Below are 23,085 nucleotides of genomic sequence, written 5' to 3'. Positions count from 1 at the left end.
AGCGTGTGCGTGCTCACAAGTAACCAAGTCCTTTCAGTACGTTCTTCGCCTCGGCAACCCAAGCGGCGTAGGCGGGCACCTGCCCCAAGACGTCGAGGTCGATATTTCTGCCTATGTATTCGAAGTAATCGCGGACCGGCCAGTCCTGCCGCCCGACGACCTCGTCCAGGAGCTTCTTGGGGTCGGCGACCTTCTCCACCTCACCCGGACTGCCGGGCAGAGGTCGCAGGTCGACGCCCTTGAGTCCGCCCCAGACCTGCCGATCGGCCAGGAGCCACGCCTCGGTCTCCTTCACCGGTATCAGGCCGACGACCGGAAGCCGCAGACCGGCCAGGACGGCCTCCGCCTTGCCGCGTTCGCGGTGATCGTTGTGCACGAACAGCACGTGGCAGTCGGCCGCCAGGTCGGTCAGCGCGCTCGTCACGCGCGTCTGGTCACGGATCGACCGGCAGGAGGCGATCTCGGTCGGCTCGACGTCGACCACGCACCGCCCCGACGACCACGTCAGCTCCCGCAGCTGCCTGAAAATCACCAGCCCCAGGAAGATCTCGTCAGTCTCCCCTTCAGCGATCAGGCCGGGCACCAGCGGGCGGCTCATCCGGGTATCTCCACGGCGCTGAGATAGCGCCGCACCTGCCGGGGGGAGACGAAGGTGCCGGGCCGACCCTCGTCGCGCACGGGCTTGGCGACCGTGACCCGAGACATCCACTTTTGCTCCGGATCCACCCGGGCCACGCTGTCCAGAAAGACCAGCGCGTCCGGCTGGAGCCGGTAAAGCTCGGAGACCACCACGGGTGAATGCGTCGTGAGGATCACCTGCCGCAGTGGCCGCCGCAGCGCCTCGCGGTCACCTAGATCCGTCACCAGCCGCTGGACGCGGCGTAGCAACTCGGCCAGGCGGCTGGGATGCAGGCCGTTCTCGATCTCCTCGATCAGCAGCACGCCCGCGTGGTCCGGGTCGTGCAGCGCCGCCAGCAGCCCCAGGATCCTCAGTGTGCCGTCGGAGAGCAGCCCGCTGGGCACGGCGCCCTGGCCGTCGACCATCAGGTCGAAGGACCATTCCTGCCGGCGTTCGTCGTGGAAGGGCACGACACCGATGACGTCCGGGATGAGCGCCGCCAGATCAAGAGCGACCCTGTCGAGGGCCTCCGTGGCGCTGAGCCTGCCCAGCACGGCGGCCACGTTCGAACCGTCGGAAAGGAGCGGACGACGGTCGGCCGCCGACGCCACCTCGCGCATGGCCCGCGGCTCTGGTTCGTACCAGCGCCAGTCGACCACGGCGGCAGGCGTCGAGGAGAGCTCCGGGTGCTCGCCCTCACCTCCGTCCACGGCATCCAACTCCGCGGCCCAGCACTCCTTCACTGCTTCAGGCAGCCTGTCACGCTCCCCCGGAGCCCAAGGGAGCAGTCGCGACTGCTCCACGACCGCACGTGCGGGGTCCGGACGATAACGCGCCGTCGTGTCCAGACGGACCGGTCGCACGCCCGAACCCTGCTCAGCCAGCAACCTGAGCCGGATCTGGAACTCGCTCCGCGGCATTCCCCGGGCCGGCCGATGGAAAAGCTGGTGGGCGCGGCCACGTTTGGCGGTGAAGAACGCCTCCTCCCCGCCACGGGCCGCGGCCGCCACGAAGTCCAGCGCGTCCAGCAGGTTGGACTTGCCGCTTGAGTTCGGGCCCACGAGGGCGAGGAACGGCGGCACGTCGAGGGCGAAGTCCAGGAAGGACTTGAACCCGTCGATCTCGATGCGCGTGAGCATGCCGCCGTCTCCTTCCTCGTCCTGCAGCCCGTGTCCTACAGCTCCGGGGCCTGGGCCAGGAGGCTGCCGCCCCAGCGGCTCTCCAGGGCGTGCTCGATGGCGGCGCCGACGCGGTAGCAGCGGTCGTCGGCGAGCACCGGGGCCATGATCTGGAGGCCGACCGGCAGGCCGTCCTCGTCGGCGAGGCCGCACGGCACCGACATGGCGGCGTTGCCCGCGAGGTTGGACGGGATGGTGCACAGGTCGGCGAGGTACATCGCCATCGGGTCGTCGGCGCGCTCGCCGATCGGGAACGCCGTGGTCGGCGTGGTCGGCGAGACCAGGACGTCGACCTGCTGGTAGGCGGCCTCGAACTCGCGCGCGATGACGGTGCGGACCTTCTGCGCCTGGCCGTAGTAGGCGTCGTAGTAGCCGCTGGACAGCGCGTACGTGCCGAGCATGATGCGCCGCTTGACCTCAGGGCCGAAGCCGGCGGCGCGAGTCAGCGCCATGACCTCCTCGGCGCTGCGGCTGCCGTCGTCGCCGACGCGCAGGCCATAGCGCATGGCGTCGAAGCGGGCCAGGTTGGACGAGCACTCCGACGGCGCGATCAGGTAGTAGGCCGGCAGCGCCGTGGTGAACGACGGGCAGGACACCTCGACCACGGTGGCGCCCAGCGACTCCAGCAGCTTGACGGCCTCGTGGTAGCGGGCCAGCACGCCGGTCTGGTAGCCCTCGCCGGAGAACTCCTTGACGACGCCAACGCGCAGGCCGGCGATGTCGGGGTTGCGGGCCGCCTCGACCACGCTCGGGACCGGCGCGTCGATGGAGGTGGAGTCCATCGGGTCGTGGCCGGAGAACGCCTCGTGCAGCAGCGCCGCGTCGAGCACGTTGCGGGCGAAGGGGCCCGGGGTGTCGAGCGAGCTGGCGAAGGCGATGAGGCCGTAGCGGGACGAGCCGCCGTAGGTCGGCTTCATGCCCACGATGCCGGTGACCGAGGCCGGCTGCCGGATCGAGCCGCCGGTGTCGGTGCCGGTGGACAGCGGCGCCTCGTAGGCCGCCACCGCGGCGCTGGAGCCGCCGGAGGAGCCGCCGGGCACCCGCGTCAGGTCCCACGGGTTGCGGGTGACGTGGTAGGCGGAGTTTTCCGTCGAGGAGCCCATGGCGAACTCGTCGAGGTTGGTCTTGCCGAGGATGACCAGCCCGGCCTCGCGCAGCCGGCCGGTGACGGTCGCGTCGTAGGGGGGCCGCCAGCCCTCCAGGATCTTGGACGCGGCCGTGGTCGGCATGTCGCGGGTGGTGAAGATGTCCTTGTGCGCGATCGGCACGCCGGCCAGCGGGCCCAGCTTCTCGCCCGCGCGCAGCCGGGCGTCGACCGCCCGCGCCTGCTCCAGCGTCACCTCGCGGTCGACGTGCAGGAACGCCTGGACCTTGGGCTCCACCTCGGCCATGCGGTCGAGGTGCGCCTCGGCCACCTCGACGGCCGACACCTCGCCCGCGGCGATCATCGAGCCCAGCTCGGCGGCGGTCTTGCGGATGAGACTCATGCCTCCTCCCCGAGGATGCGCGGCACCTGGAAGCGGTCGTCCTCGACGGCGGGCGCGCCGGAGAGCGCCTGCTCGGGGGTCAGGGACGGCCGCACCTCGTCGGCACGGAAGACATTGGTGAGCGGAAGCGCGTGCGACGAAGGCGGAACGTCCTCGGCCGCGACCTCGGCCACCTTCGCGACCGACTCGATGATGGCATCGAGCTGGGTGGCGTAGTGGTCGAGCTCGTCGTCCGTGAGCGCCAGCCTGGACAACCGGGCCAGGTGTGCGACCTCGTCGCGGGTTATGGCGGACATGAGTCGTTTAACCCGTTTCGTGGATGGAGTCTTTGGACACTGCCATCCTAGGGGGCTTGACGCAGCGCACCCGAACGATTAACCCCCTGGCAACATCCGCGCGGCGATCGGTGGAAGCGCTCCCACAAAGCACGGCGGCATGGTCAGGCGGTGTGGGTCACCTCGGGCTGGTAGCCGTACTCGGTGGACAGGGCCCCGGCGCGCTCGCGCAGCCAGGCCGTCATCTCGGCGGCCGGCATCGGCTCGCCGAACAGCCACCCCTGCCCCACGTCGCAGCCCATCTCGGCCAGCCGCATGGCGACGTCGTCCGACTCGACGCCCTCGGCGACCGAGCGCAGCCCGAGCGAGCGCACCAGGTCGACGATCGAGCGGACGATCCGGTCGTCGTCCTCGGACTCGGCGATCCTGCGGACGAACGAGGCGTCGATCTTGACCTCGGACACCGCCAGCCGCTGCAGCCGGATGAGCGAGGAGTAGCCGGTGCCGAAGTCGTCCAGCGACAGCGGCACGCCCAGCGTGGCGAGCGCCTTGATGGTCTCCTGCGTGTATGCCTGGTCGCCGGTCAGTATGCGCTCGGTCACCTCCAGCTGGATGGCCGCGGGCGGCAGCCCGTAGCGGGCCAGCCCCACCTCCAGCTGCTCGGGCAGCGCGGAGTCGAGCAGGTCGCGGGCCGAGATGTTGACCGAGACCGGCACCCGCAGCCCGCCGTGCCACCAGCACGCGGCCTGCTCCAGCGCCTGCTCGATCACGTACGCCGTGAGCTGCCGCATCAGGTAGGACTGCTCCGCCAGCGGCACGAACTCCGACGGCGGGATCATCCCGTGCACCGGGTGCCGCCAGCGCAGCAGCGCCTCCACGCCCCGCACCGCGCCGCTGCCCAGCCCGACCTCGGGCTGGTAGTGCAGCCGCAGCTCGCCGCCGTCGATGGCGCGCCGCAGGTCGCCCAGTAACGTCAGCCGTTCGGGCGAGTTGCGGTCCTTGTCCGGCTGGTAGAGCTCGACACCGGTGCGCCCCTCCTTGGCGAGGTACATCGCCACGTCGGCGCGCTGGAGCAGCAGCTCGAAGTCGGGGGCGTGGTCGGGGTAGAGCGCGATGCCGACCGAGGCGTCCACGTCGAACGTCATGCCCTCCAGCCGCACCGGCTCGGTCAGCGCCGCGCGCAGCCGGGCCGCGACCTCGCGGGCCGCGTGGGTGTCGCGGATCGAGGGCAGCAGCACGGCGAACTCGTCGCCGCCCAGCCGGGCCACCACGTCGCCGGGCCGCACGGAGTGGGTCAGGCGGTGCGCGACCATCTGCAGCAGCCGGTCGCCCACCGGGTGGCCCATCGTGTCGTTGACCTCCTTGAACCGGTCGAGGTCGAGCAGGAACAGGCCGACCCGCTCGTCGTGGCGGGCCTCGGCCAGCGCCTCCTCGGTGCTCACGATGAGCATCTTGCGGTTGGGCAGGCCGGTCAGCTCGTCGTGCATCGCCTGGTGGTCGCGGCGCATGGACAACGTGGCGGTGAAGTAGACGGCCGCGAGCGGCGCGACGAACAGCGGCACGAGGCCGGGCGTGTGGTTCATGACCACGACGACCAGCGGCGCCATGCCGAGCAGCGCGACGTAGACGAGGCTCTGCGGCCCCACGGTGACCCGCAGCACCCGGACGATGGAGCGCCGCTCGTGCAGCGCGACCGCGCCGCAGACGAGGGTGGCGCGGGTGGCGAAGTAGGCGATCCCGGCCAGCGCGATCGGCACCAGGCCGGGCACGTCAGGCTCCCAGGTCGCGGACGGACTCGGCGCGATGCCGAACGCCCCCAGGACCACGGCCGCGGCGGTGAGCGCGAGGGTCGACTGCGCGATGTTGAACATGACCCGGTGCCACGCCTTGCGCGTCAGCACGCCGTTGAGCGCGACCGCGACGGCCTGGAGCAGCACCGCGACCGGCAGCCCGTAGTGCAGCAGCACGGCGAAGGTGAACATGGTGGACGGGTAGGTGCCGCCCACCGAGGCGGCGGAGGACACCATCACGGGCCGCAGCTCGCCGAGGATCACGAGGACCACCAGCACCCAGAACAGTGCGGTGCGGGCCAGCGCGGTGAGCCCCGTGGCGTCGAGCCTGAGCATGGCCACGAGCAGAGCGGTGAAGCCGATCACCGTGATGCCGGCGAGGAACGCCCAGAGCGGCGTGCCGACGCGTGGTCCGGTGTCGCGGGTGTCGGTTGGGTCAGTCATCGATAACAGAACCCCCATGAGGTCACTATGGGAGGGTACGACCTTCAGCCCACTTCGCGAAACCAAGCGCGTACGGTCCGTAATTCTCCTTTCCGACATATACCCAAAAACCACCGTACGTAGCAAACCCTGCCCGGTGCGTACCGGCCCTCCCGCGCGTGCAGGTGGCCGCGCTCACTCCTCCGGTTTGACCGCCGCCCCGGCCGCCGCCTCCGGCCCGTCCTCCAGCAGCACCGCGAACCCGGCCCCGTCCAGGATCGGCACCCCGAGCGTCACCGCCTTGTCGTACTTCGACCCCGCGTTGTCCCCCGCGATCAGGAACGACGTCTTCTTCGACACCGACGAGGCCACCTTCCCGCCCCGGGCGGCGATCGCGTCGGAGGCCGAGTCGCGCGTGTAGCCCTCCAGGGTGCCCGTCACCACGAACGTCAGCCCTTCGAGCGTCTGCGGCCCCTTCTCCGGCGCGGGCTCGTCCTCCATCCGCACCCCGGCGGCCCGCCACCGCTCGATGATCTCCCGGTGCCAGTCGACCTCGAACCATTCCTTGATCGTCGCCGCCACCCGCGGCCCGATGCCCTCGATCGCGGCCAGCTCCTCCTCGGACGCGTTCATGATCGCGTCGATCGAGCGCAGGGCGCCCGCGAGGTCGCGCGCGGTGGGCGGCCCGACGTGCCGGATCGACAGCGCCACCAGGAGCTGCGCGAGCGGGACCTGCTTGGCCCGCTCCAGCTCCTCGATGAGCAGCCGCGCCCCGGCGCTGGGCTCGCCGTTCTGGTTGGAGAAGAGGGTGACGACCTTCTCCTCGCCGGTCTTCGGGTCGATCTTGGGCAGGCCGGAGTCGGGGTCGCGGACCACGGACCTGATGGGCAGCAACTGCTCCAGCGTGAGGTCGAACAGGTCGGCCTCGGTGCGCACCACCGGCTCCTGCGGCGGCAGCGGCTGGGAGAGCGCGGTGGCCGCGACGTAGCCGAGCCCGTCGATGTCGAGCGCCCGCCGCCCGGCCGCGAAGTAGACGCGCTCGCGGATCTGCGCGGGGCAGGACCGCGCGTTGGGGCAGCGCAGGTCGGCGTCGCCCTCCTTCTCGTACGCGAGCGGCGTGCCGCACTCGGGACAGTGCGTCGGCATGACGAACTCCCGCTCGGACCCGTCGCGCAGCGCCGTCACCGGGCCCACGACCTCGGGGATGACGTCGCCCGCCTTGCGCAGCACGACCGTGTCGCCGATGAGCACGCCCTTCTTCTGCACGATCGCGGCGTTGTGCAGCGTGGCCCGCTCGACCGTGGACCCGGACACCACCACCGGCTCCATCACCGCGAACGGCGTCACCCGCCCGGTGCGCCCCACCCCCACCTGGATGTCGAGGAGCTTGGTGTTGACCTCCTCGGGCGGGTATTTGAAGGCCATCGCCCACCGGGGCGCGCGCGAGGTCGAGCCCAGCTCGCGCTGCGTGCGCAGGTCGTCGACCTTGACCACGACCCCGTCGATCTCGTAGGCAGGGTCGTGCCGGTGCACCCGGTAGTGCTCGATGAACTCGTTGACCTCGGTGAGCGTCGGCACCACCCGGTAGAGGTCGCTGACCGGCAGCCCGAACTCGCGCAGCCGCGCGTAGGTCTCCGACTGCGTGCGCGGCGCGGCCGCCCCCTCCCAGACGCCGACGCCGTGCACCAGCATCCGCAGCGGCCGCTGCGCGGTGACGCGCGGGTCCTTCTGGCGGAGGGTGCCGGCGGCGGAGTTGCGCGGGTTGGCGAAGGGCGGCTTGCCCTGCTCGACGAGCTGCTCGTTGAGCCGCTTGAAGCCCTCGACCGGGATGTAGACCTCGCCGCGCACCTCGACCAGGCTCGGCACGTCGTCGCCGGTGAGCCGGTGGGGCACGCCCTGGATGGTGCGCACGTTGTCGGTCACGTCGTCGCCGGTGCGCCCGTCGCCGCGGGTGGCGCCCCGCTCCAGCCTGCCGTCACGGTAGACCAGCGCGATGGCCAGGCCGTCGATCTTCAGCTCGCACAGGTAAGGCCCGGGATCGCCCTCGGCCAGCCGCTCGGCGCGGGCCTGCCAGGCCGCCATGTCCTCGGCGGTGAACGCGTTGTCGAGGCTCTCCATCCTGGCCAGGTGCTGGACCTTGGCGAAGTCGCCCGAGGGCGGCGCGCCCACCTTCTGGGTCGGCGAGTCGGGCGTCTGCAACGACGGATGGGCCTCCTCCAGGGCCAGCAGCTCCCCGAACCACGCGTCGAACTGCGCGTCGCTGACCGTCGGCTGGTCGAGCACGTAGTAGCGCCAGCGGGCGTCCTCGACCAGATCGCTCAGCTCGGCGTGCCGCTTGAGCGCGGCCACGGGCACGCCCTGGACCTCGGTGCTTGACTCGCTCACGCGGGCTCTCCTTCCGTACGGCAACCTGAGCAAACGCTACCGCCGGGCACCGACAACACCGTGCTTACGGAGGCGTGCCGCTAGCCCTCGCCCGCCGGATCGTCCTTGAGCACCCGGGCGGCCTTGCGGCAGGCGGCCAGCGCCGCCCGCGCGTACGCCGGCGAGGCCCCGGCCAGCCCGCACGCGGGCGTGAGCACGACCCGCCCGGCCAGCTCGTCCGGCGCGAACCCGAGCCGCCGCCACAGCTCCACGGCCGGTCTGGCGATCGCCCCGAGGTCCGGCAGCCGGCTGCCGGCGCCCGGCACGACCCCCAGGAACAGCGTCATCCCGGCCTCGACCAGCTCGCCCAGCTCGTCCTCGTCGCGCCGCCGCAGCAGGGAGGCGTCGACGGAGACCCCGCGCGTCTTGGCCCGCCGCAGCAGCGCGAACGGCACCGCGGGCGCGCAGCAGTGCACCACCGGCTCGCCGAACAGCCCCAGCGACTCCTCCACCCGCCACTCCTCCACGGCGGCCAGCCGCCCGAACCCGGACGCCGTCGGCACCGTGCCCGCCAGCACGCCCGGCAGGCCGGGCTCGTCGAGCTGCAGCACGATCTCCGTCACGCCGGGCAGCCGCCGCCGTACCTCGGCGCAGTGGTCGGCCACGCCCTGCGCCAGCGAGGCCGTCAGGTCGCGTACGGCCCCCGCGTCGGCGAGCATCTTGTCGCCGTGCCGCAGCTCGACCGCCCCGGCCAGCGTCCACGGCCCGCACACCTGCACCTTGAGCGGCCCCTCGTAATCGTGGCCGATCTCCTCCAGCCCGTCGAGGTCGCGCCGCAGATGGTCGACGGCCCGTTGATGGTCGCGGCCCGGCCGGTCGGCGATCCGCCAGCCCGACGGCTGCACCTCGACGGGCATGTCGACCAGCAGCGAGGCCGTCCGGCCGATCAGATCGGCGCCGACGCCCCGCGCGGGCAGCTCGGGCAGATAGGGCAGTCCGGGCACCTCGCCGAACACGACTCTGATCGCCTCAAGATGATCGTCGCCCGGGTGCGAGCCGACCCCGGTGGCTTCCCACGTTGACATGGCACAAGCGTAGGCTCTTCGCCATGGAGCTCACGAAATACGGTCACGCGTGCGTCCGCCTGGAGAAGGACGGCAAGGTCCTCGTCATCGACCCGGGCGCCTTCACCCGGGACCCGGTGCTCGACGGCGCCGACACCGTGCTGATCACGCATGAGCACTTCGACCACGTGGACGTGGCCAAGCTGCGGGAGGCCTCGCCCGGCCTGGAGATCTTCACCTGTGAGGGCGTGGCGGCCCAGTTGTCCGAGGTGCCGGCCAAGGTGCAGGTGGTGCGCGACGGCGACGCCTTCGAGGCGGCCGGTTTCCGGGTGCGGGTGTTCGGCGAGCGGCACGCGCCCAACCATCCCGACATGGCGATCGTCCAGAACGTCGGCTTCCTGGTGGACGACGAGGTCTTCTACCCCGGCGACGCCCTGACCGTGCCCCAGGCCGAGGTGTCCACGCTGCTGGTGCCGACCGGCGCGCCGTGGCTGAAGCTGGCGGACATGGTGGAATATCTCCGCACGGTGCGGCCGGCGCGGGCCTACTCGACGCACGACGCCCTCTACAGCGACATCGGGCTCGCGCTGGTGGACGGCTGGCTCAAGATGGAGGCCGACAAGCAGGGCGCCGACATCCGCCGCCTCGCGATCGGCGAGTCAGTGATCCTCTAGCCGAGCTGGTCCCTGCTCGCCGACCTGATCGTGGCCGAACCGATGACCGTGTCGCCGGAGTAGAGCACGGCCGCCTGGCCCGCCGCCACTCCGGTGGCCGGGCGGTCGAGGTCGATGCGCAGGCCGCCGGCGACCTCCGCGAACCGGCAGCCGTAGACCTCGCCGTGGGCGCGGAGTTGCACGGTGAGGTCGTCGCGCCGGTCGGGGCCGTTCCAGACGGGCGGGCCGCAGTGGATCGTGGTGACCTCCAGCGCCGAGCGCGGCCCGACCGTGACGGTGTTGCTCACCGGCTCGATGGACAGCACGTAGCGCGGCCGGCCGTCGGGCGCGGGCCGGTCGATGCGCAGGCCCTTGCGCTGCCCGACGGTGAACCCGTGTGCGCCCTGGTGGCTGCCGACGACCGCGCCCTCCTCGTCCACGATGGGGCCCTCGGCCGCGCCCAGCCGGTCGGCGAGGAAGCCGCGCGTGTCGCCGTCGGCGATGAAGCAGATGTCGTGGCTGTCGGGCTTGTCGGCGACCGTCAGCCCGCGCCGGGCCGCCTCGGCGCGCACCTCGGCCTTGGTCGAGTCGCCGAGCGGGAAGATCGCGTGGGCGAGCTGCTCACGGGTGAGCACGCCCAGCACGTACGACTGGTCCTTGCCCTGGTCAGGGCTCCTGGACAGCACGCCGTCGGCCAAGCGGGCGTGGTGGCCGGTGGCCACGGCGTCGAACCCGAGCGCCAGCGCCCGGTCGAGCACCGCCGCGAACTTGATCTTCTCGTTGCAACGCAGGCACGGGTTGGGCGTGCGGCCGGCGGCGTATTCGGCGACGAAGTCCTCGATCACGTCGCGCTGGAAGCGCTCGGCCATGTCCCAGATGTAGAAGGGGATGCCGATCACGTCGGCCGCCCGGCGGGCGTCGCGGGAGTCCTCGACCGTGCAGCAGCCCCGGGCGCCCGTGCGATGGGATTGGGGGTTGGCCGACAGCGCGAGATGGACACCAGTGACGTCGTGACCTGCCTCGGCGATGCGCGCGGCGGCCACAGCTGAGTCGACGCCGCCCGACATGGCGGCAAGCACACGCAGTCCCATGACCTTTCCAGCGTACTGTCCGGCGCGGGGTGCGCGAGCGCGCCCCGTGTCTGCGAGGATTCAGCCCATGCGACTGTTCGGGCGCAAGGACGCCGAGGACGACGGCGGCGGGTCATCCGAGGACGGGCTCGCCGGATTCTGGACGTGGTGGCAGGAGACCAGGCCGGCCGTCGACGCCCTGGTGGCCGCGGGCGACACCGCCGGGATCGAGGACCTGGTGGCGCCCGCCGTGGCGGCCGTGCACCCCGACCTGGTGTGGGAGATCGCGCCCGGCCGCAACGCCATGCACGCCCTGGTGGTGACCTCGGCGGGCGACGCCGAGCTGCGCCCGCTCGCGCACCGCTGGGCCAAGGCCGCGCCGCCGGCCGACCTGCTGTGGGAGTTCCATCCGTCGCGGCAGGCCAATCCGCAGGCGGCCGAGCTGACGCTCGACGTGGGCGGGTTCGACTTCGCGCTGGACAAGCTCGTGCTCGGCCTGCGGGTGCCGCGCAACCAGCCGCGCGTGGACGTCGCCGCCTACCACCCGATCTTCGCCGAGCTCGACGAGGACGTCAGGCTGGACGCCGCGCTGCTCGCCCTCGACTGGCTCCTCGGCGAGGACGAGGTGGCCCGGTGGGTGGGCGAGATCACGGCGGTGACGTTCGAGCCGATCGACGCCGTGGCCGCCCCGCACCTGCCCGCCGTGGTCGCCGACCTCGCCTCCGGCTACGACGAGGAGGAGTGGGTGCTGCTGGAGGGCCAGACGGCCGGCGGCGCACCGCTGGTGGCCACCGCCCGCTACCCGCTGCGGCCGGTCGACCATCCGCTCTTCGACCAGCACATCGCGATCACGCTCCCGTACGCGCATCGCGACGAGGCCGGGCTGCCGATAGGCGAGTCGCTGGCCGCGCTGCGCGACTTCGAGGAGCGGCTGGCCGCCCGCCTGCTCAAGCGGCGCGACGACGCGGTGCTGGCCGCGCACCTGAGCGCCGAGGGGCAGCGGATCATCCACGTCTACGCCGATCCGACCGGTGACGCCGCGATTCACGCGAAGGAGCTGATCGTGAGCTGGGAGGAGGGCGAGCCCCGGGTGGACGTCTCCACCGATCCCGCCTGGACGGCCGTCTCGCCGTTCCTCAGCTAGCGCTCAGCCTTCGCCGACGCGGCGCTCAGCCCTCGGACGCCCCGCTCAGCCCTCGGACGCCCCGCTCAGCTCAGCCCCGCCCGGCGGGCGCGTTCGACGGCGGCGGGCAGCACCTCGATCAGGCGGTCGATGTCCTCCCTGGTCGAGGTGTGTCCGAGGGAGAAGCGCAGCGAGCCCCTGGCCGCGGCGGCGTCGGCCCCCATCGCCAGCAGCACGTGCGACGGCTGGGCCACGCCCGCCGAGCAGGCCGAGCCGGTCGAGCATTCCACTCCCTTGGCGTCGAGCAGCATGAGCAGCGCGTCGCCCTCGCAGCCGGGGAAGGAGAAGTGGGCGTTGCCGGGCAGCCGCTCGGTGGGGTGGCCGTTGAGCACCACGCCGGGGACGGCTTGGCGGACGCGTTCGATGAGCTCGTCGCGCAGCGCGGTCAGGTGGCGGCTCGTCTCCTCCTGGTGGGCGACCGTGGTGCGGACCGCCGCCGCGAGCCCGGCGATGGCGGGGGCGTCGAGGGTGCCGGAGCGTACGTCGCGCTCCTGGCCGCCGCCGTGCTGGACCGGCACCGGCGTGAGGCCCCGGGCCAGCAGCAGCGCGCCGGCCCCCATCGGGCCGCCGACCTTGTGCCCGGTGAGCGTGAGCGCGTCGGCTCCCGACGCGGCGAACGACACCGGCAACTGCCCGACGGCCTGCACCGCGTCGGTGTGGAACGGGATGCCGTGGTCGTGGGCGATGGCCGCGAGCACGTGGAGCGGCTGGACGGTGCCGACCTCGTTGTTGGCCCACATCACGCTGATCACGGCGACGTCGTCGGGGTCGCGCTCGACGGCGGCCCGCAGCGTGTCGGGGTGCACCATGCCGTGCTCGTCGACCTCCAGCAGCTCGACCTCGGCGCCCTGGCTCTCGGCCAGCCAGTGGGCGGGGTCGAGCGCGGCGTGGTGCTCGATGGCGCTGAGCAGCACCCGCCGCCGGGGCCGGCGCGCCCAGTAGAGGCCCTTGATCGCCAGATTGTCGGCCTCGGTGCCGCCGGAGGTGAACACGACCTCGCTGGGCCGGGCGCCGAGCGCGTCGGCGATGCTCTCGCGCGACTCCTCCACCACCCGGCGGGTTTGCCGACCGGCCGCGTGCAGGGAGGAAGGGTTTCCGACCCGCCGGAGTTGCTCCGTCATGGCCTCGATCGCCTCGGGCAGCATGGGCGTGGTCGCGGCATGATCGAGATAGGCGGACGATCTGGTCACCCGCTCAGGGTATCTCGTTTGCGACTGTACCGTCCGGCCGGTACAGTAGAGGCATGCGAAGGGACGAGCTTTTGGACGCGGCGGAGGAGATCCTCTGCGACCAGGGCTCGGCCGCGCTCACCCTCTCCGCGGTGGCCGACCGGGCCGGCGTCAGCAAGGGCGGGCTGCTCTACCACTTCAACTCGAAGGAAGCCCTGATCAAGGGCATGGTCGAGCGGCTGATCGAGGATTTCGACCAGCTCATGGCAGCCCAGCAGGACGACACCTACACCGAGCGCTACCTGGGGGCGACCCTGGCGGCGGTGCGCACGGGCCGGCTGCGACGCTGGGCCGTGGTCACGGGCGCGTCGGGAAACCTGTTCCTGCTCGCGCCGCTGCGCGAGGCGATGGCCCGCTGGCATCGCGAGGACCTGGAGGCCGAGCCCGACCCGGTGACGTCGCAGATCGTCCGGCTCGCCTGTGAAGGGTTGTGGGATGTCGCCAGCCACGCCCCGGAGCTGAACACCGAGTCCGACCTGCGGACCTTGGAGACGCGCCTGCGGGCGCTGCTCGCGCCCGCCTGACGTCCGGCTCCGCCGCCACTCACGGCTCCCCCTCCAGGCCCGCCGGCCCCTAGATTTTCTCCCTCCTCATCCTGTTCCACCCTCCTGTCTCGCCCTTTCCATCCCATCTGCCCCATAAATCCCGTCGCCAGTGCTCGTCCGGCGTCGGGGGCTTGGTGTGCCCTCTCCCCCTGCGCGGACGTTCGCGCGGCATGCCCGCTCTCGCCTCGTCGGCCGCTGCGCGCCCGAAATATCCCCATAAGTAACTGTTCTGTGGAAGGTGTTGCCGTATGACCCGCGCCCTGAGGAGTGCCCGTTACGGGGCGGTCCTCACTTTCGTCCTCGCCGGCCTGATGGTGGGCACGATGACCGTGCGTATCCCGGCGCTGACCGACAAACTCGGCCTGTCCGAGTCCATGGTCGGCTCCGTGCTGCTGGTCTGGGGCCTCGGCGCCCTGGTGACCATGCAGAGCATGCGCCGCGTCATGGCCCGGCTGGGCAGCAGGACGGTCCTGCGGGTCGGCGGCCCCCTGACCGCGCTCTCCCTGGTCGCCGTGGCCTTCGCCCCCGACCTGCCGCTGCTCATGGTGGCCGTGGCGTTCTTCGGGATGGCGTTCGGCATGGTGGACGTGGCCATGAACGCCCAGGGCTCCACGGTCGAGCAGGCGTACGGACGGCCGCTCATGAACGGCATGCACGCGGGCTGGTGCGTCGGCGCGATCACGGCGGGCGGCGCCGGCAGCCTGTCCATCGCCATCGGCCTGTCGTTCACCGCCAACGTGGCGCTGATCGGCCTGGTCGCGCTCCCGCTCATGATCGCGGTCGGCCGGACGCACCTGCCCGAGCCCCCCGCCGCCGAGCGCGCCGTCGCCACCGGCCGCCGGCGCCTGCCGCCGATCGTCTACCTGCTCGGCGCGATCATGTTCTTCGCCTTCATGGTCGAGGGTACGGTCGCCGACTGGAACGGCCTCTACATGCGCGACGAGCTCGGCGCCCCCGAGGCCGTCGCGGCGCTCGGCTACCCGGTCTTCGAGGCGGGCATGCTGATCGCCCGGCTGACCGGCGACCGCCTGCGCGTCAGGTACGGCGTGCGCGGCATGCTCACCGTCTCCGGCCTGGCCACGGCCGGGTTCTTCGCGGCCGTGCTGCTCGCCCCGGCGGCGCTGGTGGCGGTGGGCGCGATGTTCTTCGTCGGCCTCGGCGTGGCGACGATCTCACCGCTGACGCTGTCCCTGGCCGGAACGGCGACCACCACCCCCGGCCCGGCGATCGCCCAGGCGGGCGCGATGGGGTACGCGGGCCTGCTGCTGGGCCCGGTGGTGATCGGCTTCCTGTCGGACGCCACCACGCTGCGTACCGCGCTCGGCATCGGCGTCGTCCTCGGCGTGCTGATCGCCCTGGCCAGCCGCCTGCTCCCGAGCCGCGAACCGGCCGCGGTGAGCACGCTTCCGGTCACCAGGGAGCGGGAGCCCGCCGCCGCCTGACCTACGCGCTAGATGCCCTCCCGGTGCGCCGGGAGGGCCGCGGCGATGCAGTCGAGGACGCGCCGGAGCCCGTGCCGGAACTGCTCCTCGCGGCTCAGGTGCGGCTGGCGCGCCTCCGTCACGATCTTGGTGAAGATCGGGTAGTCCCCGCTCTTCACCAGCTGATCGATGTACGCGCCGCTCCGCGCCATCCACTCCGACTCGCTGAGCCCGCTCCGGCGGACTTCCCTCGCCGAACTGATCTCCTCGCGGACGGTGCCCTCGACGTAGCCGTTCAGCATGGCCATGAGGCCGAGGTTCTCGTCGATGGGGACGAAGTCGTCGAGCACTCCCATCAGCCGTTCGATCAGGAGCAGCTGGTTGGGGCCGAAGCTGGGGAGCGAGCGCTGCACGGAGGCGATCCACGGATGCCTCAGCCACACGGCCCGCCACTCGCCGGCGTAGCGGGTCAGGTCGGCGCGCCAGTCGCCCGAGGGCATGCCCGTGACGTCGATCTCGCCCATCAGCCGGTCGGCCATGAGCTCGACCAGGTTGTCGCGGCTCGGGACGTACCGGTAGAGGGACATCGCGCCCGCGCCGATCTCGGCGGCGATGCGCCGCATGGTGGCGGCCTCGAAGCCTTCGGCGTCGGCGATCCGGATCGCCGCCTCGGTGATCTGCGCGCGGCTGTAGGCCGGCTTCGGGCCGCGGGCGGGGCGCTCGGGCCGCATCCAGATGTTGACGTACTCGGCGTCGGCCACCGTTTCCTCCCCTCTTGTTGCGTACATCGTACCCAGTGATCTAGCCTGACCCGCAACCGCGTACAACGTACCCAGTGGAGGGGTCATGCCCGATCCGATCGTGGTCGCCGAAGGGCTGCACAAGTCCTTCGGCGACACGCAGGCGCTGCGAGGTCTGGAGCTGAACGTCCCGAAAGGGACCGTCTGCGGCGTGCTGGGGCCCAACGGCGCCGGCAAGACGACCGCGGTGCGCATCCTGGCGACCTTGTCCGATCCCGACGCCGGGCACGCCCGCATCGCCGGGTACGACGTCGTCCGCGAGGCCGGCAAGGTGCGCGAGCGGATCGGGCTCGCGGGCCAGTACGCCGCCGTGGACGACAAGCTCACCGGCCGGGGCAACCTGCGCATGTTCGGGCGCCTCTCCCATTTGTCCCGGCGGGAGGCACACCGGCGGGCCGACGAGCTGCTCGACCGCTTCGGCCTGACGGACGCCGCCGATCGCCAGGTCGCCGGCTACTCCGGAGGCATGCGGCGCCGCCTCGACCTGATCACCTGCCTCATCCTGCGCCCCGAGGTGCTCTTCCTGGACGAGCCCACCACCGGCCTGGACCCGCGTAGCCGCGGCGAGATCTGGGACAGCATCCGCGAGCTCGTGGCCGACGGCACCACCGTGCTCCTCACCACCCAGTACCTGGACGAGGCCGACCGGCTGGCCGACGACATCGCCGTCGTCGACCACGGGCGGGTGATCGCCACCGGCACGCCCGACCAGCTGAAGGCCACGATCGGCGACCGCCTCGACGTCACACTCGAAAGCCCCGCCGCGCTGCCCGCGGCGATGACCGTACTGAACGCGCTCACCGGCGCCGATCCCACGGCGACGGACGCCGACCGGCTCAGCGTCGCCCTGCCCGGCGGCCGCCTCCGGCTCGCCGACGTCGTGCGCGATCTCGACCGCGCCGGCGTCGCCGCCGCCGACGTGAGCCTGCGCCGCCCCACCCTGGACGAGGTGTTCCTGCGCCTCACCGACCGCGAGGAGACCGTACGATGACCGTCCTCACCTCACCCCTGGGCCGCGTGCGCTGGACGCTCACCGACGGGCTGACCCTGGTCGGCCGCGAGCTGGGCCGGCTGCGGCAGGAGCCGGGGCAGATCGTCGCCGCGCTGGTCTTCCCGGCCGTCATGGTGGTGTTGTTCGGGTACGTCTTCGGCAGCGCCATCCAGGTGCCGGGAGGCGGCGACTACCGCGAATACCTCATGCCCGGCCTGTTCGCGATGGTGGTCTTCTCCTCGTGGCTGGGGGTCATGACGCGGATGGCCACCGACGCCTCCCGCGGCGTGATGGACCGGTTCCGCTCCATGCCGATGGCCCGCTTGGCGGTGCCGTTCGGGCAGACCGGCGCCGACCTGCTGATCGGCCTGCTGATGCTGGCCATCATGGTGGGCGCGGGCCTGTTGGTGGGCTGGCAGCCGCGCCACGGCCTGCTCCCCATGACGCAGGCGTTCCTGCTGATGGTCGTGCTGCGGTACGCGCTGAGCTGGGTGGGCGTCTACGTGGGCCTGGCCGTGAAGAACGAGCAGGTCGCCGACGTGCTGGTGCCGCTGGGCCTGCCGTTCACCATGGTGTCGAACGCGTTCGTCCCGACCGGCGGCATGCCGGGCTGGCTGCGCTTCCTCGCCGACTGGAACCCGGTGAGCGCGCTCACGGCCGCCTCACGAGAGCTGTTCGGCAACCCGGGCGCCCCGTCGGGGGACGTGGCCTGGCCGCTCGCGCATCCGGTGGCCGCCGTCCTGCTGTGGTCGGCCGCGCTGGTGCTGATCTTCGTCCCGCTGTCGATCCGCGCCTACACGCGCGCAGGACGCTGAACGCCCCAGACCTGCCCTCTCCAGAGCCCCGAGGGAGGCCCTTGGGACGGCGGACGCCGGGATGCGGGGTCGCATCCCGGCGTCGTACGTCACTTGCGGTTCTTGATCTCCTCGGTGAGCTGGGGCACGACCTGGTGCAGGTCGCCCACCACGCCGTAGTCGGCCAGCTCGAAGATCGGCGCCTCCGGGTCCTTGTTGATCGCGACGATCGTCTTCGCGGTCTGCATGCCCGCCCGGTGCTGGATGGCGCCGGAGATGCCGGCCGCGATGTAGAGCTGCGGCGACACCGTCTTGCCAGTCTGGCCGACCTGGAACTGGTGCGGGTACCAGCCCGCGTCCGTCGCGGCGCGGGAGGCGCCCACGGCCGCGCCGAGCGCGTCGGCGAGACCTTCGATGACGCTGAAGTTCTCGGCCGAGCCGACACCGCGGCCGCCGGAGACCACGATCGCGGCCTCCGTCAGCTCGGGACGGGCGCCCTTCTCCTGCTTGACCCGCTCGACCACGCGCGTGGCCTTGGCGGCGTCGGACAGGGTGACCGCGATCTCCTCCTCGGCGCCGGCCCCGGCGGACGGGGCGGGAGCGGTGGAGTTGGGGCGTACGGCCACGATGGGCGTGCCCCTGCGGACCTTGGCGCGTACGTTGACGCCGCCGCCGAAGATGGACTGGTCGGCCACGAAGCCCTCACCGAGGCCCACGGCGTCGGTGATGACGCCGGAGTCGGTCTTGACGGCCAGGCGGCCGGCGATCTCCTTGCCCTCGGCCGTGGCGGCCACGAGCACGGCGGCGGGCGACTTGTCGGCCACGAGCTGGGCCAGGGCCTCGGCCTTGGGCGCCACCACGTACTGGACGAGCTCCTCGGAGCCGCCGACGTAGATCTTCTCGGCGCCGTACTCGGCCAGCTTGGCCTTGGCGTCGGCGGTGATGCCGGGGCCGAGCCAGACGGCGGCGGGCGTGCCGAGCGAGCGGGCCAGCGTGAGCAGCTCCAGCGTGACCTTCTTGACCTCGCCTTCGACCTGCTCGACGAGAACGAGAATTTCCGACATTTCAGTAAACCCCCGTTCTCAGATGAACTTCTTGGACGCGAGGAAGTCAGCGGCGTTCACGCCGCCGTCGCCCTCGTCCTTGACGATCGTGCCGGCCGCGCGCGGCGGGGCCGCGGCGAAGTCGACGACCTCGGACCAGGCGGCGTCCAGGCCGACCTGCCCGGCGTCGATGGAGGCGTCGCCGATGGCGAGCGTCTCGACCGGCTTCTTCTTGGCCGCCATGATGCCCTTGAACGACGGGTAGCGCGGCTCGTTGATCTTCTCGACCACGGACACGACGGCGGGCAGCGTGGCCTCGATCTTGTCGAAGCCGTAGTCGGTGATGCGCTGGACGCGGATCGAGGTGCCCTCGACCTCGACCTTGTTGGCCAGCGTGAGCTGCGCGGCGCCGAGGCGCTCGGCCAGCATGGCGGCCAGCACGCCGGTGCGCGCGTCGGTCGACTCCGAGCCGAGGATGACCAGGTCGAAGCCGATCTTCTTGAGCACCTGCGCCATCGCGTACGAGGTGGAGAGTGCGTCGGAGCCGTGGAGCGCGTCGTCGCTCAGGTGCACGGCCTTGTCGGCGCCCATGGCGAGGGCCTTGCGGATGGTCTCGGTGGCCTTGCCGGGGCCCATGGTCAGCACGGTGACCTCGCCACCGTGCGCTTCCTTGAGCTTCAGCGCCTCCTCGACCGCGTACTCGTCAAGCTCGTTGACCACGCCGTCGGCGGCGTCGCGGTCGAGCGTCTTGTCATCGGACCGCAGCTTGCGCTCGGTCGCCGTGTCGGGGACCTGCTTCACGCAGACGACGATGTTCATGGCCGGTGGCCGACCTCCCGTTTCGCGTGCGCCACCGCGTCGCTGCGGTGGGCGCCGGATGCAATGCTGTCCAGACTGCCAGGTGCCTGCTCGGCCTCCGGCAGAGGGTGGCTTGTCGCGGTCATGTTACCCATGAGTAGCTTACGCGCAAACCGTGCGGAAACACGGTCGGCACGCCGGACTCTGCCCCTCCACCATACCGAACTTCATTCTGTTCGTGCTGACCGCCCCCCGTCGTGACCGGCTCAGGCCGACAACAGGAACACGACCCCCACGACCAGCGCCGTTCCGGCGAAGAGCGCCAGGGTGAAGGTGCTGAACACCGCCGCCAGCCCGAAGCAGAGGCCGACAACCCCTGCCACGGCGACCATATCGACGATCACGCGGGACCGCCGGTACGGACCGCGCGTGAACAGCGCGACCCCGGCGTCCGAGACCACGCCCAGCGCGTACGCCGCCAGCAGGAACAACCCCACCTCCGGCAGCACCTTCCAGGCCGCGGCCGCCAGCAACGACACGAACAGCCCCGACCCGATCACCCACCGCCTGCGCACCTTCTCCCGGTGCCGCGCCCTCGACTCCTCGACCGTGCGGCGCCGCCGGTCCTCGCCCGGCCGCCACTCCATGGTCGCGGTGTCGTCGCCGGACCGCGCGGGCACGGGACGGACGACACGGGGGGCGGCGGGCACGTGCTCGACGTTCAGCCGGGCGCAGATCTGCGCCGCCGTCGGCCGCCTGGCCGGGTCGGTGGCCAGGCACTCGCGTAACAACGGCGCCAGCCACCCGGGCACGCCCTCCAGGTCGGGCGGATGGTGCACGACCCGGTAGGCGACCGCGGCGGCCGGGCCCTGCCCGTACGGCTGCCGCCCGGTGGCCGCGTACGCGAGGGTCGCGCCGAAGGAGAACACGTCGGCCTCCATGCCCGCCTGCCGCCCCTCCAGCACCTCGGGGGCCAGGTAGCCGGGCGTGCCCACCACCGCCCCCGAGGCGGTCACCGACAGCGAGTCCAGCGCGCTGGCGATGCCGAAGTCGATGACGACCGGGTCGCCCTCGGTCAGGATGACGTTGGCGGGTTTGAGGTCGCGGTGCACGACCCCGGCCTCGTGCATGGCGAGCAGCGCGCCGGCCAGCCCGGCGGCCAGCCGGCGCAGGTCCTCGACCGGCGCGGGGACGGCGCTCAGCGGCCGGCCCTGCACGTAGCGGGTCACCAGGTAGGGACGCCCGCCCTCCAGCGAGGCGTCCAGCACCTCGGCCACGTTGGGGCCGCCGACCCTGCGCATGGTCTCCACCTCGCGCGCCAGCCGGGCCAGCGCGGCGGCGTCGGCGGCGACGTGCGGGTGCAGCACCTTGACGGCGACCGTACGGCCCTCCGCGTCGAGCGCCAGATGCACCTCACCGAAGCCGCCCGACCCCAGCCGCGAGAGGAGTTCGTAGGGGCCGAGACGCTCGCTCATACCTCTACTCTCCCCAAGGGAGCGGCCGGGGACACGCCGGCACCCGTCGCCGGCTCAGAACCAGTTGGTCAGGAAGCCCAGGCCGAGGTCGTCGAGCAGGCTGCCGATCAGCCCGGTGATCAGCCCGGTCACCGTCTGGCTGGCCTGCGCGCTCAGCTCGTCGATGATCTTGCTGGGCGCGCGCCACGGCGACCACACCGGGTCCTGCCCCAACGCGAACATCACCGCGAACAGCGCCGCCGTGCCCACCACCACGACCGCGACCAGGGCCGCGCCCGGCGTGCGCAGGACGCCGGTGAGCGAGCGGGTGACCGCCTGGCGCGGCGCGCCGCCGCCCGGCAGCACGAACAGGCCGGCCGCCATGGCCCCGGCGCCGTACGCCGCCGCCTCGTTGAGATGCATGCCGCCCGCCCAGTGGAGCGTGCCCCACACGCACACGCCGAACAGCAGCGCCAGCGGCACGTGCACCGCCGTCACCAGCGCCGACTTGATCAGTGCCCAGGGCGTGCCGACCAGCGCGAGCAGCGGGTCGGCCGCGCTGCTGCCGCGGACCTGCCGCCGCTTGACCATGTCGCCGAACAGGTACTCGCCGAGGCGGAGCACCAGGGCCAGCGCGACCGCGACCGCGCCCGCCATGACCGGCAGCATCACGGTCACCGCCACCAGCGTGACCAGCAGCAGCAGCCCCGTGAGCTGAGCGCCGAACAGATAACGCTTGCGCTCGGCGGGCGACTGAGCCTGCGAACTCGGCGCGGTCGGCGGCGTGTAGGGCCGCACCTGCTGCTGCGGAGGCGGCGCGGGGTAACCGGCCACCCGCTGGTCGCCGTAGGGCGGGCGGGCCGGCACGTAGGGCGGCGGGCGCTCGTCCTGCCGGGGCCGCTCCTCGTGGCGCGGACGCGGCGGCGCCTGCTCGCGCCGCTGCCGGGGCGGCGGGGGCGGAGGCGGCTGCGGCTTGGCGTACTCGACCGGCGGCAGCAGGTCGGAGTAGTCGGAGTGGCCCATCACGCGGGTGCCGCTGCCCATGCGCTTGGTGCCGGTCGGCCCGTCGAACGACGCGGTCTCGTTGAACGTCGTCACCGCCGGGTCCAGCGCCCTCGCCATGCGCAGCAACTCCTGCGCGCCCGGCCGGGAAGTGGCCTCGACGTGCAGCGCGCGGCTCAGCCAGCCGCGCAGCCAGGCGGGCGCCTTGTCGAGCTGCGCCCGCCCCTCCATGATGTTGAAACAGACCGACTCGAACGTCCCCGTGCCGAACGGCGGCGCCCCCGTGGCGGCGAAGAACACCGTCGAGGCCAGCGCGTGCACGTCGGCCGCCTGGGTGATCTCGGAGTCGCGGATGATCTCGGGCGCGAGGTAGCCGGGCGTGCCGACGAACATGCCGGTCTGCGTCAGCCGGGTCGCGTTGACCAGGTGGGCGATGCCGAAGTCGATGACCAGCGGCTCCCCGTCGACCAGCATGACGTTGGACGGCTTGAAGTCCCGGTGGATCACGTCGGCCGCGTGGATGGCGACCAGCGCCTGGCACAGCCCCTGCGCCAGCTTGATCACCTCGCGCGCGGGGAGCGGCCCGTCGGCCAGGACGGTGTCCTCCAGCGTGCGGCCGGGCGCGAAGCGCGTCACCACGTAGGGCTGCCCGCCCACGAGCTCGGCGTCGATGACCTCGGCCACGAACGGGCTCCGCACCCGCCGCATGGTCTCCACCTCGCGGGTGAGCCGGTCGCGCGCCTTGAGATCGGCGGCCACGTGCGGGTGCAGCACCTTGATGGCGACCTCGCGGCCCTCGCCGTCGAGACCGAGGTGGACGACGCCCATGCCGCCCTCGCCGATCTTCCTGACCAGCCGGTACGGGCCCAGGCGTTCCGGTGCTTGAATGCTCATCGCCGCCC

Annotated in this window: 20 protein-coding genes; 6 read left to right on the top strand and 14 right to left on the bottom strand. The window is 72.1% G+C overall.

What is annotated here, in order from left to right; translation table 11 throughout:
* Positions 1–13: 13 nt before the first annotated feature.
* From SMD20_RS37845 to SMD20_RS37815, 7 genes are all read right to left on the bottom strand, one after another.
* Positions 14–598 (bottom strand): hypothetical protein, encoded by a 585-nt coding sequence (locus SMD20_RS37845; RefSeq protein ID WP_329590479.1) that lies wholly within the window; start codon positions 596–598, stop codon positions 14–16.
* Positions 595–1,758, bottom strand: a complete 1,164-nt coding sequence (locus SMD20_RS37840) for an AAA family ATPase (RefSeq protein WP_329590477.1) — start codon at positions 1,756–1,758, stop codon at positions 595–597. The genes SMD20_RS37845 and SMD20_RS37840 overlap by 4 nt, the downstream gene beginning before the upstream one ends.
* A 35-nt stretch (positions 1,759–1,793) precedes the next feature.
* Entirely contained in the window at positions 1,794–3,284 is a 1,491-nt protein-coding gene (gatA, locus tag SMD20_RS37835) for an Asp-tRNA(Asn)/Glu-tRNA(Gln) amidotransferase subunit GatA (RefSeq protein ID WP_329590474.1), read from the bottom strand.
* A complete protein-coding gene (gatC, locus tag SMD20_RS37830) occupies positions 3,281–3,580 on the bottom strand; it encodes an Asp-tRNA(Asn)/Glu-tRNA(Gln) amidotransferase subunit GatC (protein ID WP_242373478.1) in 300 nt (99 codons plus the stop codon). Before gatC ends, gatA begins: the two co-directional genes overlap by 4 nt.
* Before the next feature lie 143 nt (positions 3,581–3,723).
* The gene (locus SMD20_RS37825; RefSeq protein ID WP_329590472.1) at positions 3,724–5,793 is read right to left on the bottom strand and encodes a putative bifunctional diguanylate cyclase/phosphodiesterase; all 2,070 of its coding nucleotides are present in this window, start codon (positions 5,791–5,793) and stop codon (positions 3,724–3,726) included.
* A gap of 174 nt (positions 5,794–5,967) precedes the next feature.
* Positions 5,968–8,157 (bottom strand): NAD-dependent DNA ligase LigA, encoded by a 2,190-nt coding sequence (ligA, locus tag SMD20_RS37820; RefSeq protein WP_329590470.1) that lies wholly within the window; start codon positions 8,155–8,157, stop codon positions 5,968–5,970.
* Positions 8,158–8,237: 80 nt separating this feature from the next.
* Positions 8,238–9,221 carry a methionine synthase gene (locus tag SMD20_RS37815; protein WP_329590468.1) on the bottom strand — a complete coding sequence of 328 codons (984 nt, stop codon included), beginning with the start codon at positions 9,219–9,221 and terminating at the stop codon, positions 8,238–8,240.
* A 23-nt stretch (positions 9,222–9,244) separates the two neighbouring features.
* Between SMD20_RS37815 and SMD20_RS37810 the strand changes: the two genes are divergently transcribed.
* Entirely contained in the window at positions 9,245–9,874 is a 630-nt protein-coding gene (locus SMD20_RS37810; RefSeq protein WP_329590466.1) for an MBL fold metallo-hydrolase, read from the top strand.
* Here SMD20_RS37810 and mnmA read toward each other — a convergent pair.
* A complete protein-coding gene (gene mnmA / locus SMD20_RS37805; protein ID WP_329590465.1) occupies positions 9,871–10,944 on the bottom strand; it encodes a tRNA 2-thiouridine(34) synthase MnmA in 1,074 nt (357 codons plus the stop codon). The two genes, SMD20_RS37810 and mnmA, sit on opposite strands and share 4 nt — an antisense overlap.
* Positions 10,945–11,011: 67 nt before the next feature.
* On the opposite strand from mnmA, the gene SMD20_RS37800 reads away from it, so the two are divergent.
* The gene (locus SMD20_RS37800) at positions 11,012–12,067 is read left to right on the top strand and encodes a DUF695 domain-containing protein (RefSeq protein WP_329590463.1); all 1,056 of its coding nucleotides are present in this window, start codon (positions 11,012–11,014) and stop codon (positions 12,065–12,067) included.
* A 65-nt stretch (positions 12,068–12,132) separates the two neighbouring features.
* Here SMD20_RS37800 and SMD20_RS37795 read toward each other — a convergent pair whose 3' ends face one another.
* Positions 12,133–13,296: a cysteine desulfurase family protein gene (locus SMD20_RS37795; protein WP_329590461.1), complete on the bottom strand. Its 1,164-nt coding sequence runs from the start codon at positions 13,294–13,296 to the stop codon at positions 12,133–12,135.
* A 53-nt stretch (positions 13,297–13,349) separates the two neighbouring features.
* On the opposite strand from SMD20_RS37795, the gene SMD20_RS37790 reads away from it, so the two are divergent.
* Positions 13,350–13,859, top strand: coding sequence for a TetR/AcrR family transcriptional regulator (locus tag SMD20_RS37790; protein ID WP_329590459.1), 510 nt, complete (start codon positions 13,350–13,352; stop codon positions 13,857–13,859).
* 269 nt (positions 13,860–14,128) lie between these two features.
* Positions 14,129–15,322 (top strand): MFS transporter, encoded by a 1,194-nt coding sequence (locus SMD20_RS37785; RefSeq protein WP_329590457.1) that lies wholly within the window; start codon positions 14,129–14,131, stop codon positions 15,320–15,322.
* Positions 15,323–15,330: 8 nt separating this feature from the next.
* Here SMD20_RS37785 and SMD20_RS37780 read toward each other — a convergent pair whose 3' ends face one another.
* A complete protein-coding gene (locus SMD20_RS37780; protein WP_329590455.1) occupies positions 15,331–16,062 on the bottom strand; it encodes a TetR/AcrR family transcriptional regulator in 732 nt (243 codons plus the stop codon).
* Between the two features lie 85 nt (positions 16,063–16,147).
* On the opposite strand from SMD20_RS37780, the gene SMD20_RS37775 reads away from it, so the two are divergent.
* Both SMD20_RS37775 and SMD20_RS37770 read left to right on the top strand, forming a co-directional pair.
* On the top strand, positions 16,148–17,092 hold the full coding sequence (locus SMD20_RS37775; RefSeq protein WP_329590453.1) for an ATP-binding cassette domain-containing protein: 945 nt from the start codon (positions 16,148–16,150) through the stop codon (positions 17,090–17,092).
* A complete protein-coding gene (locus tag SMD20_RS37770; RefSeq protein ID WP_329590451.1) occupies positions 17,089–17,907 on the top strand; it encodes an ABC transporter permease in 819 nt (272 codons plus the stop codon). Before SMD20_RS37775 ends, SMD20_RS37770 begins: the two co-directional genes overlap by 4 nt.
* 89 nt (positions 17,908–17,996) lie before the next feature.
* Here the strand turns inward: SMD20_RS37770 and SMD20_RS37765 are convergent, their stop codons facing one another.
* The 4 genes from SMD20_RS37765 to SMD20_RS37750 all read right to left on the bottom strand — a co-directional run bounded on the left by SMD20_RS37765 (position 17,997) and on the right by SMD20_RS37750 (position 23,077).
* Positions 17,997–18,950 carry an electron transfer flavoprotein subunit alpha/FixB family protein gene (locus tag SMD20_RS37765; RefSeq protein ID WP_329590449.1) on the bottom strand — a complete coding sequence of 318 codons (954 nt, stop codon included), beginning with the start codon at positions 18,948–18,950 and terminating at the stop codon, positions 17,997–17,999.
* A gap of 18 nt (positions 18,951–18,968) precedes the next feature.
* Positions 18,969–19,748 carry an electron transfer flavoprotein subunit beta/FixA family protein gene (locus SMD20_RS37760; RefSeq protein WP_329590447.1) on the bottom strand — a complete coding sequence of 260 codons (780 nt, stop codon included), beginning with the start codon at positions 19,746–19,748 and terminating at the stop codon, positions 18,969–18,971.
* 245 nt (positions 19,749–19,993) lie between these two features.
* Positions 19,994–21,202 (bottom strand): serine/threonine-protein kinase, encoded by a 1,209-nt coding sequence (locus SMD20_RS37755; protein WP_329590445.1) that lies wholly within the window; start codon positions 21,200–21,202, stop codon positions 19,994–19,996.
* 54 nt (positions 21,203–21,256) lie between these two features.
* Complete coding sequence (locus SMD20_RS37750) at positions 21,257–23,077, bottom strand: serine/threonine-protein kinase (protein WP_329590443.1); 1,821 nt, start codon at positions 23,075–23,077, stop codon at positions 21,257–21,259.
* Positions 23,078–23,085 lie beyond the last annotated feature (8 nt).

This window comes from Nonomuraea sp. LP-02 (genome assembly GCF_036289125.1).
Taxonomy (GTDB): domain Bacteria; phylum Actinomycetota; class Actinomycetes; order Streptosporangiales; family Streptosporangiaceae; genus Nonomuraea; species Nonomuraea bangladeshensis.
This window is presented reverse-complemented; position numbering and strand designations above follow the sequence as displayed.

Excerpts from the sequence above, each read along its gene's own strand:
- SMD20_RS37825 (WP_329590472.1), bottom strand. The coding sequence starts at position 5,793 with ATGACTGACCCAACCGACACCCGCGACACCGGACCACGCGTCGGCACG.
- SMD20_RS37785 (WP_329590457.1), top strand. The coding sequence starts at position 14,129 with ATGACCCGCGCCCTGAGGAGTGCCCGTTACGGGGCGGTCCTCACTTTC.
- SMD20_RS37800 (WP_329590463.1), top strand. The coding sequence starts at position 11,012 with ATGCGACTGTTCGGGCGCAAGGACGCCGAGGACGACGGCGGCGGGTCA.
- SMD20_RS37840 (WP_329590477.1), bottom strand. The coding sequence starts at position 1,758 with ATGCTCACGCGCATCGAGATCGACGGGTTCAAGTCCTTCCTGGACTTC.
- gatA (WP_329590474.1), bottom strand. The coding sequence starts at position 3,284 with ATGAGTCTCATCCGCAAGACCGCCGCCGAGCTGGGCTCGATGATCGCC.
- SMD20_RS37815 (WP_329590468.1), bottom strand. The coding sequence starts at position 9,221 with ATGTCAACGTGGGAAGCCACCGGGGTCGGCTCGCACCCGGGCGACGAT.
- SMD20_RS37810 (WP_329590466.1), top strand. The coding sequence starts at position 9,245 with ATGGAGCTCACGAAATACGGTCACGCGTGCGTCCGCCTGGAGAAGGAC.
- SMD20_RS37770 (WP_329590451.1), top strand. The coding sequence starts at position 17,089 with ATGACCGTCCTCACCTCACCCCTGGGCCGCGTGCGCTGGACGCTCACC.
- SMD20_RS37755 (WP_329590445.1), bottom strand. The coding sequence starts at position 21,202 with ATGAGCGAGCGTCTCGGCCCCTACGAACTCCTCTCGCGGCTGGGGTCG.
- SMD20_RS37845 (WP_329590479.1), bottom strand. The coding sequence starts at position 598 with ATGAGCCGCCCGCTGGTGCCCGGCCTGATCGCTGAAGGGGAGACTGAC.
- mnmA (WP_329590465.1), bottom strand. The coding sequence starts at position 10,944 with ATGGGACTGCGTGTGCTTGCCGCCATGTCGGGCGGCGTCGACTCAGCT.
- gatC (WP_242373478.1), bottom strand. The coding sequence starts at position 3,580 with ATGTCCGCCATAACCCGCGACGAGGTCGCACACCTGGCCCGGTTGTCC.
- SMD20_RS37750 (WP_329590443.1), bottom strand. The coding sequence starts at position 23,077 with ATGAGCATTCAAGCACCGGAACGCCTGGGCCCGTACCGGCTGGTCAGG.
- SMD20_RS37790 (WP_329590459.1), top strand. The coding sequence starts at position 13,350 with ATGCGAAGGGACGAGCTTTTGGACGCGGCGGAGGAGATCCTCTGCGAC.
- SMD20_RS37765 (WP_329590449.1), bottom strand. The coding sequence starts at position 18,950 with ATGTCGGAAATTCTCGTTCTCGTCGAGCAGGTCGAAGGCGAGGTCAAG.
- SMD20_RS37760 (WP_329590447.1), bottom strand. The coding sequence starts at position 19,748 with ATGAACATCGTCGTCTGCGTGAAGCAGGTCCCCGACACGGCGACCGAG.
- SMD20_RS37775 (WP_329590453.1), top strand. The coding sequence starts at position 16,148 with ATGCCCGATCCGATCGTGGTCGCCGAAGGGCTGCACAAGTCCTTCGGC.